Genomic DNA, 15,812 nt, shown 5'->3' on the forward strand with positions numbered 1-15,812 from the left:
AAAGCAGTGCCTGAAGAACGATTGTTTGTTTTAGGTTTTGATGAAAGCGAGATGATGGCATCGTAATAGGTAAATCACCTGCTTTACCGTACTTTTGAGGACAAAATCTAGTATAAATTAGCAGGTACAGCTGCTAACATACCTCTATGGAACCCATCAGATTAAATAAGTTCATAAGCGATTCCGGCCTTTGCTCCCGCCGCGAAGCCGACAAAATGATTGAGCAGGGGCGCGTTACAATAAATGGGAAACGCCCTGAAATCGGAGCCAAGGTAACTACCAGGGATAAAGTGCGGGTAGATGGCAACCTGCTGCAGGTAGAGGATGTGGAACCGGTTTACCTGTTGCTTAACAAGCCAGCCGGCATCGAGACGACTACTGATACCTCGCAGCGTGACAACATCATCAGTTTTACTAATTACCCGGAGCGCATTTTCCCGGTTGGTCGCCTCGATAAAGATTCTGAGGGTCTGATCATACTGACGAATGATGGGGATATTGTAAACAAAATTCTGCGTGCGGGCAACAGACACGAGAAAGAATATGTGGTGACAGTGGATAAGCCCATCAACCAGGACTTCGTTGACAAGATGAGTAGTGGGGTATCTATTCTTGGGGTTAATACCAAAAAGTGTAAAGTGACGCAGGAAGGGGCCAACAGGTTCCGTATCATACTTACTCAGGGCATGAACCGCCAGATCAGGAGGATGTGCGAAGCTTTGGGCTACGAAGTGCAAACATTGCAGCGGACTCGCATTATGCATTTGTCGCTTCAAAAAATACCACTGGGCCAATGGCGCAACATGACAGACACCGAAGTTGCTGAACTACAGCGCCTGGTTGCCGGATCTGTTAAAACAGAAGAAGGATCTACAGGTAAGAAGCGAACCGGAACTACTGAGGCACCCTCCCCTGCCAAAAGCAATAAGCCAAAGCAACGAAGCGGTGGTTCAGCATCCGGCAGGCCATCCCGTCCGGGTGGACCGACTAAAGGTGGCAAGAGTACTATATCGGGCAAGCGCGAAAAACCTAAAAGCTCCAGCACTGCCAGAGGATCGCGGGGAGCATCAAAAGGAAGTCCGAAAGGATCAACAGGCGGGAAAGGCAGAAGTGGAGGCAGCAAGCGCGGCAGGTAGAATAGGTTAAACGATCCTTTTCCCGTAATTTTGCTCATTCATAAATTGCCGGTGTAACAAAAGATAGTTTACTAAACTACACTCTTATTGTACTGTGCCAACACAAGATCATGGAACCAAAGCGACTAAATAAATTTATAAGTGATACCGGCTTCTGCTCCCGCCGCGAAGCCGACCGGTTAATTGAAGAAGGCAGGGTAACTGTAAATGGCAAAGAGCCGGAAGCAGGTACTAAAGTAACGCCTAAGGATAAAATAAGAATTGATGACCAGACCCTGACCGTGCGTGAAGAAGCACCTGTGTACCTGGTCCTGAACAAGCCTTCCGGATTATCGGCAACTGCAGACATGGGCGTGCGCGACAATGTGGTGCGGGCTATAAACCACCCTGCCTCCTTGCAGCCTGTTGGCAAACTGGATAGAGAAGATGAAGGCGTTCTTTTCCTGAGCAACGACAGTGACTTTGTCAGAAAGCTTGCCAAAGCCGACATGAAGCTGGAGAAAGAGCTGGTTGTAACCGTAAACAGGCCATTCACCTCGGATTTTATATCCAAACTAAGTGAGGCATGTGCTTCTTTTGAAGATGGCAACCCTAAAAAAGCAGTTGTAAATAAAGAATCTACTACCCGGTTCCGCATTGTACTGGAGCCCGGAATGAACCATAGTATAAAAAAGACCTGTGAAGCCCTGGGTTACCAGGTGACCTTTCTGCAGCGCGTAAAAGTACAGAACATCGCCCTAACTAAATTACAAAAAGGGCATTGGCGCACTTTAACAGGCCAGGAAGTAGAAAACCTGAAGCTGATCGCTGCTGCCAAACCAGTTAAAGAATCTTCCAAGAGCCGTTTTGAGTCCAGGGATTCCAGAGCGACTGCCGCAAGAGGGGCTGCCGGCAAAGACAAGCCTTCTTCAGAAAGAGGAGGTTATCAGAAGCCGGGTAAAACTGCAGCAACAGAGCGAAGCGGCTCAGGTATGCGTGTTGGCAAATCCAGACCCAAAACTGATACCCCTGCCAAAGGTGCAAGAGGCGGTGCAAAAGGACCTGCCAAACCAGGCACAGGAAGTGGCGGCTTTAAAGGAGGAGCAAAAAAAGGTGGCCCGTCACGTGGCGGCGGTTCATCCGGTCGTTCGCGATAAGTGAAACTATAAAATAAAAGGGCCGGCTGTTATCTGATAACAACCGGCCCTTTTATTTTATAGTTTTGTTCCGTGCACTGCTTTGATCTCTTTTGATTCCTGTTCCTGATTTAACAAGGAAATACCTTTTTCACAATAGACTTTGAGCATGAACAGGTGCCGTGCCCAATGGTAATTACAAGTAGCATATACTTCATCTGCTGACGCATAACCCTCATGTTTGAAGTCTAAACAGGTAAAAGCCCCTTTCTCAGATATAGCAAACGTGATAAATGTACCTTTCCAGGCATCGCCAAGATTATTACACTCCCACTTCACAAGCTTTTCCGGCTCCAAAACCAGCACTTTCATGTAGTTAGTACCGTAACCTTCTGTTGCAAATTCATTCATAAACCCTACTTCCGGTTTAACCTTACAAGTCGCAATCCACCAGTTAGATAATCCTTTTTTAGTGGTAACGGCCTCATAAACAGTTTTTCTGTCAGCCTGTATAAGTACCTGATGATATATGTCTGCCATACCGGAAAATTACACTCTTTTTGAATGTAAAGTAAAAGGCGCCGCAATTAATTGCAGCGCCTTTTACTTAGTTACCCTTCCCAACTACCCATTTTACCTGATTGGTAATCGCGGAAGGCTTCCTGTATTTCCTGCTCCGTATTCATCACAAATGGCCCATGTGCCACTACAGGCTCATTGAATGGTTTGGCATGGCCAAAAAGAATATAGCTATCTTCCTGCGCCTCTACTTTTATCTCTTCTCCTTCGTTTATAAACTCTACTAAGTGGAGCTTTGATGCTTTTTCACCGTTAACAAGTACATTGCCCCGCACCACATAAAAGAAAATATTCCGCTCAGCATCCACTTTACTTGTAAAGCTTCCTCCTTTTTGCATTTCTATACTTGCCATGTGGATGTCACTTAAAGACGGTATTGGCCCCTGTGTGTCTTTCCAGTTACCGGAAATAACATTCACCTTTACTTTGCCATCATCTTCTGTCACTACCGGGATCTGATCCTTCTGCAGCCCAACATATTTTGGCTGGGTCATTTTATACTGTGCCGGAAGGTTAAACCACAACTGCAGGATCTCCAGGGGGCCTCCTTCTTTCTTGAACTTCTCCGAAGATACCTCAGCATGGATCAATCCTGAGCCAGCAGTCATCCACTGAACACCGCCTGCATTAATCACATCTTTGCCACCCCCGGTATCTTGGTGCATGATGTCGCCATCCACTATAAACGTTAAAGTCTCAAACCCGCGGTGCGGATGTGGGCCAAATGGCAGCCCCCTGTTCCCGGGCTTATACACCTGCGGACCATGGTGGTTCAGGAACAGGAATGGATCAATGTATTCCACTTCACGGGTAGGCATGGCCCGGTAAGTGATCAGGTCATCCATTGGGGCGTTAACAGCTTTATGTATCTTCTTGATTTTTCTCATTTTGACTTTCTTAATTTAATGTACCTACACTAAATTATAATTCAGGCGGCACACAAGCAAATTTGACTGCTATTTTACAGCAACTTAAACTGATAAATACTATTACGGTAAACAGTGGTTTTTAAGTGGACGCAAACAAGTCCGAGGACAAGTAACGGTCACCCCGGTCACAAATGATACAGACCACTACCCCCTCATCCAGTTCCTCAATTAGTTTTGTTGCCACATGTACCGCCCCACCGCTGCTCATTCCTGCAAAAACACCTTCTTCTCGCGCTAACCTTCTGGTCATGGCGGTGGCTTCTGCCTGGCTTACATCAATGGTACGGTCTACACGCTCTGGTTCAAAGATTTTAGGGAGGTAGGCTTTGGGCCAGCGTCTGATACCTGGTATCTGGGAACCTTCCACAGGTTGTGCCCCTATGATCTGCACCTCAGGGTTTTGCTCCTTCAGGTACCGGGACACTCCCATGATCGTACCTGTAGTGCCCATAGATGAAACGAAATGTGTAACAAGCCCATTCGTGTCCCGCCATATTTCCGGTCCTGTGGTGCGTACGTGAGCCTTATAATTATCCGGGTTGCCAAATTGGTTCAGCACCAGGTATCCTCCTTTTTCCACCTGCTCCGCCACATAATCAATCGCACCTTCCATAGATCTTTCGGCAGGAGTAAGTATAACGTGCGCGCCATACGCTTCCATGGTCTGTACCCGCTCTTTTGTTGCGCTGGCAGGCATAACAAGTTCTATTTCGGTATCAAAAAGCCGCGCGATCATTGCAAGAGCAATGCCTGTATTGCCACTGGTGGCCTCAATCAGCTTCATGCCCGGCTTCAGGTCACCACGGTCCAGGGCACCTTTTATCATGCTATAGGCCGCACGGTCTTTTACACTGCCACCTGGGTTATTCCCCTCAAGTTTGCCAAATAGTTTTACGCCAGGTTTGGTATTAATGCGTGTTAATTCAACTAAGGGGGTATTTCCAATAAAATCGAGCAAAGTTGCCATCCGGTATATTTAATTGTGAAGCTGTTAGTTCAACAGAAAAAAACGAGTCTTGTTCAATCAGCTCATTTTCCTGAAACTGCAGGTGATTACACAAGCTATACGGATTAAAACGGTAAGGTTTGAAATGTGCTTTAAGTGTAGCGGTTATGGTGGCAGTGGAGGTGCTTCAGGCCTTATTTTGCCTCAGATCCTTCCAGCATTATATCTGCCCACTGCCATGCATCATCAAATGCTTTTTGTGTTGAATTTGCCTTGTCAGCATCTCCGATTTTAGCATAAGCTTGTGCCAAGCCATGCAAAGCCCAACCATTTCGGGGCAACTGTTGAAGGTCTTGCTTATATACAGCTACAGCCTCATCGTAATTTTCTGCCTTAAGCAGTACAGCCCCTAAGTGATGCCTTACAGAGAAAAACCAATCAGGTGGCTCGTTGTAATTGAGGTTATCTTCAATAGCTGTTGCTTCGCGTAAAAGTTTTATACTTGGTTCATACTTTCCCTGCTTCGCCAGTATGGTTCCTTCCAGCACCCGTTGAGCTATTGCAGTTATCTCCTGCATTGAATTTATCCCCCATATCGTCATTTCTTTTAACTCAGGTTTGTTTCCCAACTCTTTAAGTTTAGCCAACTCAGCCTGTGCTTGATCAAGATCATTTTTCCCTGCATATGCCATCCCGTATGCATAATGACGGATCGCCTCGGGATATATAAAGCTGGTATCCTTATTCTGCATTTGCAATACCTCATCCCACAGTCCGAATTTTATGGCCACATTATAAGGAATAGTATAATAATGCTGCAGCGTTTCCCAACCTGGTTCTTTCATCAAATCAGGGTATACCTGATCTGCAACTTTTCCGGCAGCCAGCATAGCTATTTTACTATTACCTTCTAAGGTTGCTGTTGCAGCCATAAAGTGATAGTTATGAGGATAGTAAGCCAGTGGGTATATTCCCTGGGCATGGCAGGCAGTTGTGTAAATACTGTCCGCTTTTACGGCGCGCAGGTTAGCCAGCGTACCTGCATGGTAGTCACCGGTGCGGATGTAGGTGTGTGACGGCATGTGAACCAGATGACCTGCTCCTGGAACCAGTGTTTCCAATAGTCTGGCGCTTTTATAAGCATCTTCAGGGTGTTTAGACGCTTCTGTAGCATGTATGTACAGGTGGTTAGCACCAGCATGCTCAGGTGCAATTTTCATTGCTTGTTGCAAAGTTGCTATTATTGTTTCTGTCCAGGGTTGCGGCTGCCCGTTCTTTTGCCAGATATCCCAGGGGTGCTGGTCCATGACAGCTTCTGCATACATGGTTGCAATGTGTGGATCAGTTGGGTATGTCTTGTTCAGTTTAGCTAATGCTTCGGCATATTCCTGATCGTATGAACTCCGGTCTGCTACCAGATCTGCTGGATAGCGCTTTTCCAGCGCCAAAATTAACTCACGTTCCTGTGGTGTGGCATTGCTTGCCAGTCTCTTTGCCTGCTGTACTGCCTGATAGGCCCTGCTATAATTATCTGGCTCCATACCTGCATTATAGTTTGGCCCGAGTACATAGGCATAGCCCCAGTAGCACATGGCACAGGAAGGATCTTGCCTGGTTGCTTCAAAAAAAGACCTGGCAGCTTCAGCATGGTTGAAACCAAAAGCTAACATCAATCCCTGGTTAAAAAACTTTTGTGCTTCAGCGCTGTTCGTCGAAATTTTAAAATTTATTCCTGCCAATCCCTCCAGCAAGGGTGCCTTTTGGTTAAGCGTATACCAAAGCGTATCGGCAGTTGCGGGTGGCTTACAAAGTGGTATAACAACCTGTGTGCCCGAAGCAGTTGCGTTCCTGGCATCCTGTACCTCTGCTGCGCCACATCCAACCAAAATAAGTGTTGAAACCGATATTCCGATTGTTTTCATAGTTAAAACAATAAACTGGGCTACCATTTATAAGTGTAATACCCTCATTTATACGTAAGTACAGTAGCAATAATTGAATTTTACTGTGGCAGAAAATGCAACCCATAAACACTCTATACACAACTAGCGGTCATAAAATAAAGAGCCTCCCCGGATACAAGTATCCGGGGAGGCTCTTTGGGTATATCCGAAATTTACTTCTTCAACATTTTTAACAATTCTTCTGCAGCTCCTTCCGAAGAAGCAGGATTTTGCCCCGTAATCAGTAATCCGTCTTTAAGAACATAACTTTGCCAGTCGTCGGCCTTGCTATAGTTTCCTCCCAGTTCTTTCAGTTTATCCTCCACCAAAAAAGGAACGATATCTGTTAATTGCACAGCTTTCTCCTCTGAATTAGTGAATCCTGTTACCTTTTTACCTTTGACTAATGGCTCTCCTTCCGAGTCTTTAACTTTTGCTAATGCTGCAGGAGCATGGCAAACAAGTGCCAGGGGTTTGCCTTGCGCATAAAATTTTTCAATCAGGTTGATAGAGTCCTTGTCATTGGCAAGGTCCCAGAGCGGACCATGGCCCCCAGGATAGAAAACAGCATCGTAATCTTCGGCTTTTATCTCACTTAACTTTTTACTCTTAGATAGCTTTTCCTGCAATTCCTTGTCTTCATAAAAACGCTTCGTTGCTTTCGTCTGTGCATCCGGGGACTCGCTACTCGGGTCAATTGGTGGTTGTCCACCTTTAGGAGACGCAATCGTGATGTCTACACCTGCATCAGACAAGGTATAATAAGGGGCAGCAAATTCTTCTACCCAAAATCCGGTTTTCTTACCCGTGTCACCTAGTTCTGCGTGGGATGTTAGAACAATTAATACTTTCATAGCGTGATAGTTACTTAATCATTTAAAATTCAATAGTTTTCAATCCGGCACTGCCTTCAGCGTGCTGCCTTTGTTATACGCAGTAAGTATCAAATTGCTGCTTATTTTAAATATTGAGCAGGAGCAGTTTTAAAGAGGTTGCTGTTCAAGTATGCGCCATAGAAGGCAGTTATACCCAATTCTAAAATCCAGTTAGATTAGGTCTGCTGCTACTTTATCTTTAACTTGTAACCAAGCACTTTTTAAATAGTATGCAGCATTAAACACTCTTAAAGCCATACAATGGAACATCCTGTTGAAGATATTGTAGTAAGTAATTGGTCTGAGTTACAAGCCGCTTTATTCGATCATAGTTGGGATGATAAGATAGAGCGCTTCAGGTCGGCTTATGTATACAGGGGTACTTATAACAAAGATTTTAGTTTGAGTACCAGCATCATGCGCATCGGCAGTAAATATGACTTGCTGGAGCCTCACTTACTGCGCAATTTTCGCAAGTATGCCCACAACAATGCTGTGCCCGGAGACTCTATCTGGAACTGGCTGGCAGTGGCCCAGCATCATGGCCTGCCCACACGACTCCTGGACTGGACCTATTCACCTTATGTTGCACTTCATTTTGCAACCGAAGATCTTACTACTTTCGATCAGGATGGCTGTGTTTGGTGTGTAAATTATGTAAAGACCCGTGATCAACTTCCTTCACCCCTAAAAAAGGCACTGGAAGAAGAGGGATCGAACGTATTTACGCCAGAAATGCTCAGCCCTGTGGCACCATCCTTTAAAGCACTGGAAAGTTTTCAGGAGGAAGATTATGTTATTTTCCTCGAGCCGCCTTCCCTTGATGCCCGCATTGTGCACCAGTATGCACTTTTCTCTATGATGTCTGATGTAAAAGCAGAACTCAGCAAGTGGCTACTGAACCATTCCGAGTTGTATTTCAGAGTGATCATACCTGCCCATCTGAAATGGGAAATACGGGATAAGCTCGATCAGGCTAACATCACGGAGCGTGTACTTTTCCCGGGTTTGTCAGGACTTAGCCAATGGCTAAAGCGCCATTACACACATAAGTGAAAATTTCACTAAGTTCTTTATGTTTTTAAGGGCCATTGCTGCGTAATTGCTTATATTCAGCATTGAAAACTCTTTTACATATTTACTTTTGATGAACCCGCGCAAATCAACACTGGAAAAAGCTATTTTCCGGCTAAGTGACTTTACCTGCATAAAATTTAATCCAAAACGTTTTACGAGTCCTGCCGCAGCCGCCGCTTTGTTTGGTTGCTTGCTTTTTAGCACTTCCTGTTCCCAGGAGCAGGAGGCTCATTCCGCAGCTGCCGCTGTTAAAGCACCCTCAGAGGCTACCTTGGCTACGGCAACCAAGCCGGATACTGTAACTCAAGTAACAGCCCCTGACTCCGCTTTAGCCGCTAAAACAGAAGTACCCAAAACAGATACTTCTTATCAATATCCTGGACCTAAGCCATTACCTGGTGCCTTACTTCCTCATAAACGCATACTGGCATACTATGGCAACCCGCTTTCCAAGCGCATGGGCATACTAGGTGAGTTACCCGAAGAGCAGGTGCTTGCCAAATTAGATGAAGAAGTGGCCAAGTGGAACAAGGCTGATTCCCTGACACCTGTGCAGCCTGCACTGCATGCCATTGTGGTTACCGCACAAGGGCACCCTAGTGCCGGTGGCAAATACCGCCTACGTATGTCTGATAATATGATTGATGGCGTTCTGGAGATGGCGAAAAAACGTGATGCTATTGTTTTTCTGGATGTACAGGTTGGCCAGAGCACACTGCAGGAAGAACTCCCGCGATTAGAGAAATACCTTCAGCTGCCGAACGTACACCTGGGTGTTGATGCAGAATTCTCGATGAAAGACGGAGGCGTGCCCGGACGGAAAATAGGCACTTATGATGCGGCAGATATTAACTACGCTACTAAGTACCTTGCTGACCTGACCAAGGAGCACAACTTGCCTCCTAAACTGCTTATTGTGCATCGTTTTACGCAACGCATGATCACCAATGCAGACGACATAAAGCTTAGACCAGAAGTACAAATTGTAATGCACATGGATGGCTGGGGACCGCCTTCACTAAAAAGAGACACTTATCGCCGTTATATCAAAAATGAGCCTGTTCAATTCACTGGTTTTAAGTTGTTTTATAAGAACGATACCAAAAACAATTCTCGTTTAATGACACCTGAGGAGGTACTGGCTTTAAAGCCAACCCCAATGTACATTCAGTACCAGTAGAAATTTTAGTTCCTGAAATAGTACAGCGAGCAGGTGCCTTACTCCTGCTCGTTGTACCAGGGGCGGTGAATCGAAGTATTAAAAACAAATTCAACAACAAATTTCTTATTCTTAGTCACTTACCACACTTTAAAAATACTCTGTAGTTAAACCAAAAAAACTGTTTAGCCGCCTATATTATACATAGCCAAAAAAAAATAAAAATAAATTGATTTTTAGGAGCAAAAAGGCCCCGCTTTTGCGTTACAAGAATAGAGAGCCTTCAAGCTTTACTTTATCTTGTAAAGCTACCCAGTCCCGAAGCGCCAGAAACCTCAAATACGAGATCCTATGACGCAATACTTACGATTATCGCTGCTACTGAACTTTGTAGTACGGTTCATCCAGATCATTATTGTGTTCCCGATGGCCGTGTTGCTTAGCTTTTACATCCCACCCTTCGGATCACTCGACTACGAGTTGCATTTTATGGTGTGCCTGATGCTGGCTGCCACTGTTTCTGTCATTATCACGAAGATCAGCAAAAAGCTGATCGTGTTGATGTTTATAGGTATGCTTGGCATGATCGCCTTTAACAGCACTTTTAAAGATCAGACCCTGGACGGTATCTATGCCGATTACAATGCCATGTTGGTTAACATGACGAGTAACCCGCACAAGGTATCCTACTTTAAACCGGTACGCGGTACCTATTTTCAGGACCAGCGCGTGCGCAGTGCCATGCAGTCAACCCACCCGAAGGTACGCGCCTTTGCCGTTGAGAATTCCACCCGCTATTTTCATGATGAGTATTACCGTAAATTTGGTAAACCCACCAGGTACTTTTCCCTCTTCAAGCACATTCGTCTGAACTGGAAATATGTTAACGACCCGCTGGGGATGGATTACTACTCCCCTCCCACCGAAAGTATGGGCTTGCTTGCCGGAGATTGCGATGACTATGCTATCCTGATGGCTTCGTCTGTGATGGCCATTGGAGGAGAAGCACGCATTGTTATTTCTCCTAACCATATGTACACTGAGGTAAAAGTTGGAACTGTAGATGATATAGATAAGATAAGTTTTGCGCTCCGAACCTTGTTTCCGGATGAGTTGAACGGGGGTAAGATCCATTTTCATGAAACAGGCGGTGATCTCTGGATAAACTTTGATTATACGGCGCATTATCCTGGCGGCCCTTTCCTGGAGCCTGAGCTGTACAGCGTGATTACGTTTGACAGATAAGCCTAAGCCACACCTGCTTGTGCGGTCTTTTATTTACGAATAAGAACCTTTACTCCATATTCTGGTTTAGATTTAGTAATCTTGCACTTGCTTTTTGCAGGTGTTTTTTGTTTACCGGAAGCACCATATCCCTTTTGACCATTGATATGAAAAACTGGATAATACGTTACAGTTTCTTTTTTATGGGACTCCTGCTGTTTGGTCTCGGAAATGCACTGGCTGTAAAAGTAAAGTACCTGGGCCTGCATCCATGGGAAGTACTCAATGTAGCGTTCTTTCAGAAATTCGGTTTTTCAATCGGCACCTGGAGTGTCATTACCGGTCTCTTCCTGGTGGGGATTTCCTGGTTCATCAGCAAGAAGTATATCAACGTTGGCACCTTCCTGAACGCACTCCTGATCGGCCCATTTATGGATTTCTTTCTCTGGATAGATATTCTTCCGGACCAGACAGGAACCTGGATCGATTACGCTTATTTGCTTGCAGCCATCATTATTGGAGGTACAGCTGGCGGCTTGTATGTGGCTGGCGGTATCGGTGCTGGTCCCCGCGATGGCTTTATGCTAACGATCTCTGACAGAACAGGCTTCTCCATCAGTAAAGCCCGTATTTTGGTGGAGTCGATCGTGCTGGTAATTGGTTGGCTGATGGGAGGCCCTGTAGCGCTGGTCACCTTTTTCTATACCTTACTGTTCAGCCCCATCTTCCAGTTCACACTTAAGCATTTTGTAAAGCTCCGAGACAGGATCTCAACACCTGTATTGCACGAAGAAGTAAAGGTGTGAAGGCTCTCCTTTTACAAGGAGCTTATAATATCCTGCTAAACTTAGTAACTTTAGAAAAATAAAATCAGTTTCTGCAGCTACGGTTTCCACACCACTGCAGACATAATTACAGACACAAACTATGAACACAGAAGTAAGAAACCTGGAGCCTAAAGCGCTTTGGAACAACTTTGCAGACCTCAATGCGGTACCTCGTCCTTCAAAGAAAGAAGAGCGGGTGATCAGCTTCATCAAAGAATTCGGTGAGAGTTTAGGGCTTGAGACTTATGTGGATGAGACCGGCAACGTGATCATTAAAAAACCTGCTACCAAAGGTATGGAGAACCGTCAGACAGTGGCTATCCAAAGCCACCTGGACATGGTGCACCAGAAAAACGCTGACACCAATTTTGATTTCGATACGCAGGGTATTGAAATGTATGTGGACGGTGACTGGGTAAAAGCAAATGGCACTACGCTGGGTGCTGACAACGGTATGGGCGTAGCTTCTATCATGACCTTGCTGGCTTCTAAAGACATTGCGCATCCTGCCATCGAAGCTTTATTTACCATTGATGAAGAAACAGGCATGACTGGCGCCATGGGACTGAAAGGCGGTTTACTGGACGCAAGCATTATGCTGAACCTGGATACGGAAGATGACCGTGAACTGACCATTGGCTGTGCAGGCGGTGTAGATATAACAGCCACAGGCAGATACGAGCAGGAAAGTACTTCTTTTGATGGCACCAAAGGCTACAAATTAGTTGTAAAAGGACTGACTGGCGGCCATTCAGGTATGGATATTTATCTGGGACGTGGTAATGCCAATAAACTAATGAACCGTTTGCTGTTGCAGGCCGTTCAGCAGTTTGGCCTGCAAATCGCTGTAATTGATGGTGGCGGACTTCGTAACGCTATTCCACGTGAATCTTTTGCAGTTGTTGCTGTTCCTCAAGCCGAAGAAGCCAACTTTAAAGCTTTTGTGGAAGATCAGAAGACAATACTGAAGAAGGAATACGCCACTACTGACCCCAACCTGCAGGTAACTCTGGAGGAAACTGCAGCGCCAGCGCAGGTAGCCACAAGGGAGTTTACCGGTCAGTTGTTGCGTGCCATTTATGCATGCCCGAATGGTATTTACCGCATGAGCCCTGAGATTAAGCACCTGGTGCAAACCTCTAACAACCTGGCACGTGTACTGGTAAAAGATGGAGAGTATAGCTTGCTTTGCTTAACAAGAAGTTCTGTAGATACAGAGAAAAAGGATCTTGCTATTGCTATAAAATCAGCACTGGAATTAGCAGGTGCATCTGTTGAGCTCAGCGGGTCCTATCCAGGCTGGATGCCAAAACCGGATGCGACCATCGTTAAGCTGATGAGTGACATTTACCGCTCTAAGTTTAACGAGGAGCCGGATGTAAATGCATGTCATGCAGGCTTGGAATGTGGTATTCTAGGAGCCAATTACCCTGAAATGGAAATGATCTCTTTTGGCCCGAACATTCGCGGAGCTCACTCCCCTGACGAGAAAGTGCAGGTAAGCTCCGTTCAAAAATACTGGGACTTCCTGTTGGAAACGCTACAGCGTGTACCGGAAAAAGTATAGCTTTTATTTTTATCCTAAAAAGCAGCGGCCGCTCAGAAAGTTTCTGAGCGGCCGCTGCTTTTAAAAAGGGTCATTCCTAATAATTATACATCTTCTCATAGTACTCATGCGCCATCCTGTCAGCGTCAAAAGCTGGAATCACATCGTGCATACTTTGTTTCATGATTTCTAACCACCTGTCAGGGTTGTTATAATACGTTGGTACGATTTCCTGCTCCAGAATGCGCATCATGTTCTCGTAGTCGGCATCATCCTGTACGTGATCCGGAAGTGTTACATCCGCTATTGGAATGATAAAGCTATTTTGCCCATGTTTTGAAAATTCCGGAATCCAACCATCCTGTACCGAGAAATTAACGGATCCGTTCATGGCTGCCGTCATGCCACTGGTACCGGAAGCTTCACGTGGCCTGCGCGGTGTATTCAGCCAGATGTCTGATCCTTGTTTTAACTCTCTCGAAAGTTCCAATTCGTAACCGGTAAGAACCGCAACATTATCTCGTTTGTAGGACACCCTTACCAGCTTATTAAAAGTTTGTACTGCCCCTTGGTCAAACGGATAAGGCTTGCCTGCCCAGATAACCTGCACCGGAAAATCAGGGTTGTTAACCAGCCTGAAGAAGCGGTCCATATCCCGAAGCAAAAGGTCAGCGCGTTTATAGGCAGCAAAACGCCTTGCCCACACAATGGTTAATACATCAGACCTGAACAACTTTCCGGTTTGGTTTGCAACCAACTTGAAAAGCTGCTTTTTCATTTCCATTTTGCGCCGCGCCAGTTCTTTATTATCATCCTTCTCAAGAGCATCTTGCATGGTTTTATCCATCCAGTATGGCACGTTCTGCGCATTAGTAATAGATTTTATTTCGCAAACCCCTTCGTTATCATACCACATAGAGCGAGCTACCTCCCCATGCAGCTGCGACACACCATTCGATACTTTTGAAAGCCTGAGTGCAGCCAGGGTATGATTAAACATCAGGGCGTGCATGCCTGTAATGTCACGAGCCTCTTCTAATGGAATAGAATTGAAAAAGCCCATTCTGTCGAGCAGGTGAATATCATGTTCTTCATTACCTGCCTTTTCAGGTGTGTGCGTGGTAAACACCATGTGCTGCCTTACCTGTTCTACATTCCCGAATTTGTTGTACAGGTGAAATGCCAGCGGCAAAGCGTGCCCTTCGTTCATGTGGTAAATATCTGCTCCACCCAGGGCATCCACTACTTTAGCACCCCCAATACCCAGCACGATACTTTGCGCGATGCGGGCCATAGGTTCGGGATCATATAATCTTTGTGTTATTGTCTGTGCCAGATGGTCGTTCTCAGGCACTTCTGTGGTCAGGAAATACATGGGCACGGTACCAAATACCTCAGGCTTCAATACCATTGCCTTTACCATCACGGGGTGGTTATTAATGTCAACCCGCACAGTGATGCCACTATACTCAAGATAGTTATAATATTTTTTCTGGAACAGCACACGCATCGTCTGGTCCTCATTCCGTTCCTGATCATAGTAGCCATACTTCCAAAGCATACCTATTCCGATCATATTCTGGCGCAGGTCAAAGCCACTGCGCATATGAGAACCCGCCAAAAAACCCAGACCACCGGAATATGTTTTTAAAGCCTGGTGGATGGCAAATTCCATACTAAAGTAGGCGACTCTTTTGGTGTACCTTTTATCTATATCGTGAGGGTGTGACCACCTGTTATACTGTGTCATAGGTTATGTTTTTCTTAATCTGCCAATTTGCAGCTTTTATTTTATCACGTCTCTATAAAAAGAGGTATTTATGGTGAACAACAAAAACTATACTACTTAACCGTACTCCTGAGTGCACCTGGTTATTAAGTATAATATAAGAGCTACGCATAGCGTATAAAACTGATACAAATATTGCGCCGATCGATCATTAAAAGGCAAATAGAACGAATATCATACCTGCATAGCTTAAATGTAATACCCTGAAGTTTGATGAAACTCACAGAGCGAAAAGCAAAAAAGGCAACAAAAAAACCTGGCGGTTGCCAGGTTTCAGATAGGTAGGAATGCTTGTAGTAAGGCTTATGAAGCTTTTACGTTAGCTCATGTAAAAGTCTTTTAGTCTTAACTCGTAATGAAAACCAGTCGTAATTGTTGCGGAGCATTTGTAAGTTGCTACCTTCTACAATGCCATTCAGCCCCTTCTCGCTCAGAGCCTGAGCCAGCACATTATCTTCTATCACGAAAGAGTCAACCACCATCCCTTCCTTTACAAAAGAACACTTTAAACCGAGATCCTCATTCTTGTAAACTAACACATTGCTTTTTGTCAAGCCTTCTTTTATTCTATCTAATTCCTTCATAAATGCTATAATTTTACATATATCACGCAAAAATCACGTTTAAAGTTCATATTGTTTTAATATAAAGTGAAAAAAGTAGTAGA

General features: G+C 45.1%; 14 protein-coding genes. 7 read left to right on the forward strand and 7 right to left on the reverse strand.

From position 1 onward, the window contains the following. Positions 1-146 precede the first annotated feature (146 nt). Both rluF and ACSX1A_RS08840 read left to right on the forward strand, forming a co-directional pair. On the forward strand, positions 147-1,136 hold the full coding sequence (rluF, locus tag ACSX1A_RS08835; protein WP_439883265.1) for a 23S rRNA pseudouridine(2604) synthase RluF: 990 nt from the start codon (positions 147-149) through the stop codon (positions 1,134-1,136). 110 nt (positions 1,137-1,246) lie between these two features. Next, complete coding sequence (locus ACSX1A_RS08840) at positions 1,247-2,272, forward strand: pseudouridine synthase (protein WP_439883266.1); 1,026 nt, start codon at positions 1,247-1,249, stop codon at positions 2,270-2,272. A 57-nt stretch (positions 2,273-2,329) separates the two neighbouring features. Here the strand turns inward: ACSX1A_RS08840 and ACSX1A_RS08845 are convergent, their stop codons facing one another. From ACSX1A_RS08845 to ACSX1A_RS08865, 5 genes are all read right to left on the reverse strand, one after another. Continuing rightward, positions 2,330-2,791 (reverse strand): SRPBCC family protein, encoded by a 462-nt coding sequence (locus ACSX1A_RS08845; protein WP_439883267.1) that lies wholly within the window; start codon positions 2,789-2,791, stop codon positions 2,330-2,332. Between the two features lie 71 nt (positions 2,792-2,862). Further along, positions 2,863-3,717 carry a pirin family protein gene (locus ACSX1A_RS08850; RefSeq protein ID WP_439883268.1) on the reverse strand — a complete coding sequence of 285 codons (855 nt, stop codon included), beginning with the start codon at positions 3,715-3,717 and terminating at the stop codon, positions 2,863-2,865. Positions 3,718-3,838: 121 nt separating this feature from the next. Then, entirely contained in the window at positions 3,839-4,726 is an 888-nt protein-coding gene (cysM, locus tag ACSX1A_RS08855) for a cysteine synthase CysM (RefSeq protein WP_439883269.1), read from the reverse strand. Positions 4,727-4,899: 173 nt separating this feature from the next. Beyond that, positions 4,900-6,627, reverse strand: a complete 1,728-nt coding sequence (locus ACSX1A_RS08860) for a tetratricopeptide repeat protein (RefSeq protein WP_439883270.1) — start codon at positions 6,625-6,627, stop codon at positions 4,900-4,902. Positions 6,628-6,821: 194 nt separating this feature from the next. After that, positions 6,822-7,502 (reverse strand): type 1 glutamine amidotransferase domain-containing protein, encoded by a 681-nt coding sequence (locus tag ACSX1A_RS08865; RefSeq protein ID WP_439883271.1) that lies wholly within the window; start codon positions 7,500-7,502, stop codon positions 6,822-6,824. Positions 7,503-7,784: 282 nt separating this feature from the next. Here ACSX1A_RS08865 and ACSX1A_RS08870 point away from each other — a divergent pair, with 282 nt between their 5' ends. The 5 genes from ACSX1A_RS08870 (at position 7,785) to ACSX1A_RS08890 (ending at position 13,377) form a co-directional block, all read left to right on the forward strand. After that, complete coding sequence (locus ACSX1A_RS08870; RefSeq protein WP_439883272.1) at positions 7,785-8,579, forward strand: FRG domain-containing protein; 795 nt, start codon at positions 7,785-7,787, stop codon at positions 8,577-8,579. A 91-nt stretch (positions 8,580-8,670) separates the two neighbouring features. Next, a complete protein-coding gene (locus ACSX1A_RS08875; protein WP_439883544.1) occupies positions 8,671-9,780 on the forward strand; it encodes a hypothetical protein in 1,110 nt (369 codons plus the stop codon). 330 nt (positions 9,781-10,110) lie between these two features. After that, complete coding sequence (locus tag ACSX1A_RS08880; protein WP_439883273.1) at positions 10,111-11,004, forward strand: transglutaminase; 894 nt, start codon at positions 10,111-10,113, stop codon at positions 11,002-11,004. Positions 11,005-11,150: 146 nt separating this feature from the next. After that, the gene (locus ACSX1A_RS08885) at positions 11,151-11,789 is read left to right on the forward strand and encodes a YczE/YyaS/YitT family protein (RefSeq protein WP_439883274.1); all 639 of its coding nucleotides are present in this window, start codon (positions 11,151-11,153) and stop codon (positions 11,787-11,789) included. A gap of 121 nt (positions 11,790-11,910) precedes the next feature. Continuing rightward, positions 11,911-13,377, forward strand: a complete 1,467-nt coding sequence (locus ACSX1A_RS08890) for an aminoacyl-histidine dipeptidase (protein ID WP_439883275.1) — start codon at positions 11,911-11,913, stop codon at positions 13,375-13,377. A gap of 76 nt (positions 13,378-13,453) precedes the next feature. Here ACSX1A_RS08890 and glgP read toward each other — a convergent pair whose 3' ends face one another. Together glgP and ACSX1A_RS08900 are read right to left on the reverse strand one after the other, a co-directional pair. Beyond that, positions 13,454-15,106: an alpha-glucan family phosphorylase gene (glgP, locus tag ACSX1A_RS08895; RefSeq protein WP_439883276.1), complete on the reverse strand. Its 1,653-nt coding sequence runs from the start codon at positions 15,104-15,106 to the stop codon at positions 13,454-13,456. 353 nt (positions 15,107-15,459) lie between these two features. Continuing rightward, positions 15,460-15,729, reverse strand: coding sequence for a hypothetical protein (locus ACSX1A_RS08900; protein WP_439883277.1), 270 nt, complete (start codon positions 15,727-15,729; stop codon positions 15,460-15,462). Positions 15,730-15,812 lie beyond the last annotated feature (83 nt).

It is taken from the genome of Pontibacter sp. MBLB2868 (assembly GCF_051904785.1).
Lineage (GTDB): Bacteria > Bacteroidota > Bacteroidia > Cytophagales > Hymenobacteraceae > Pontibacter.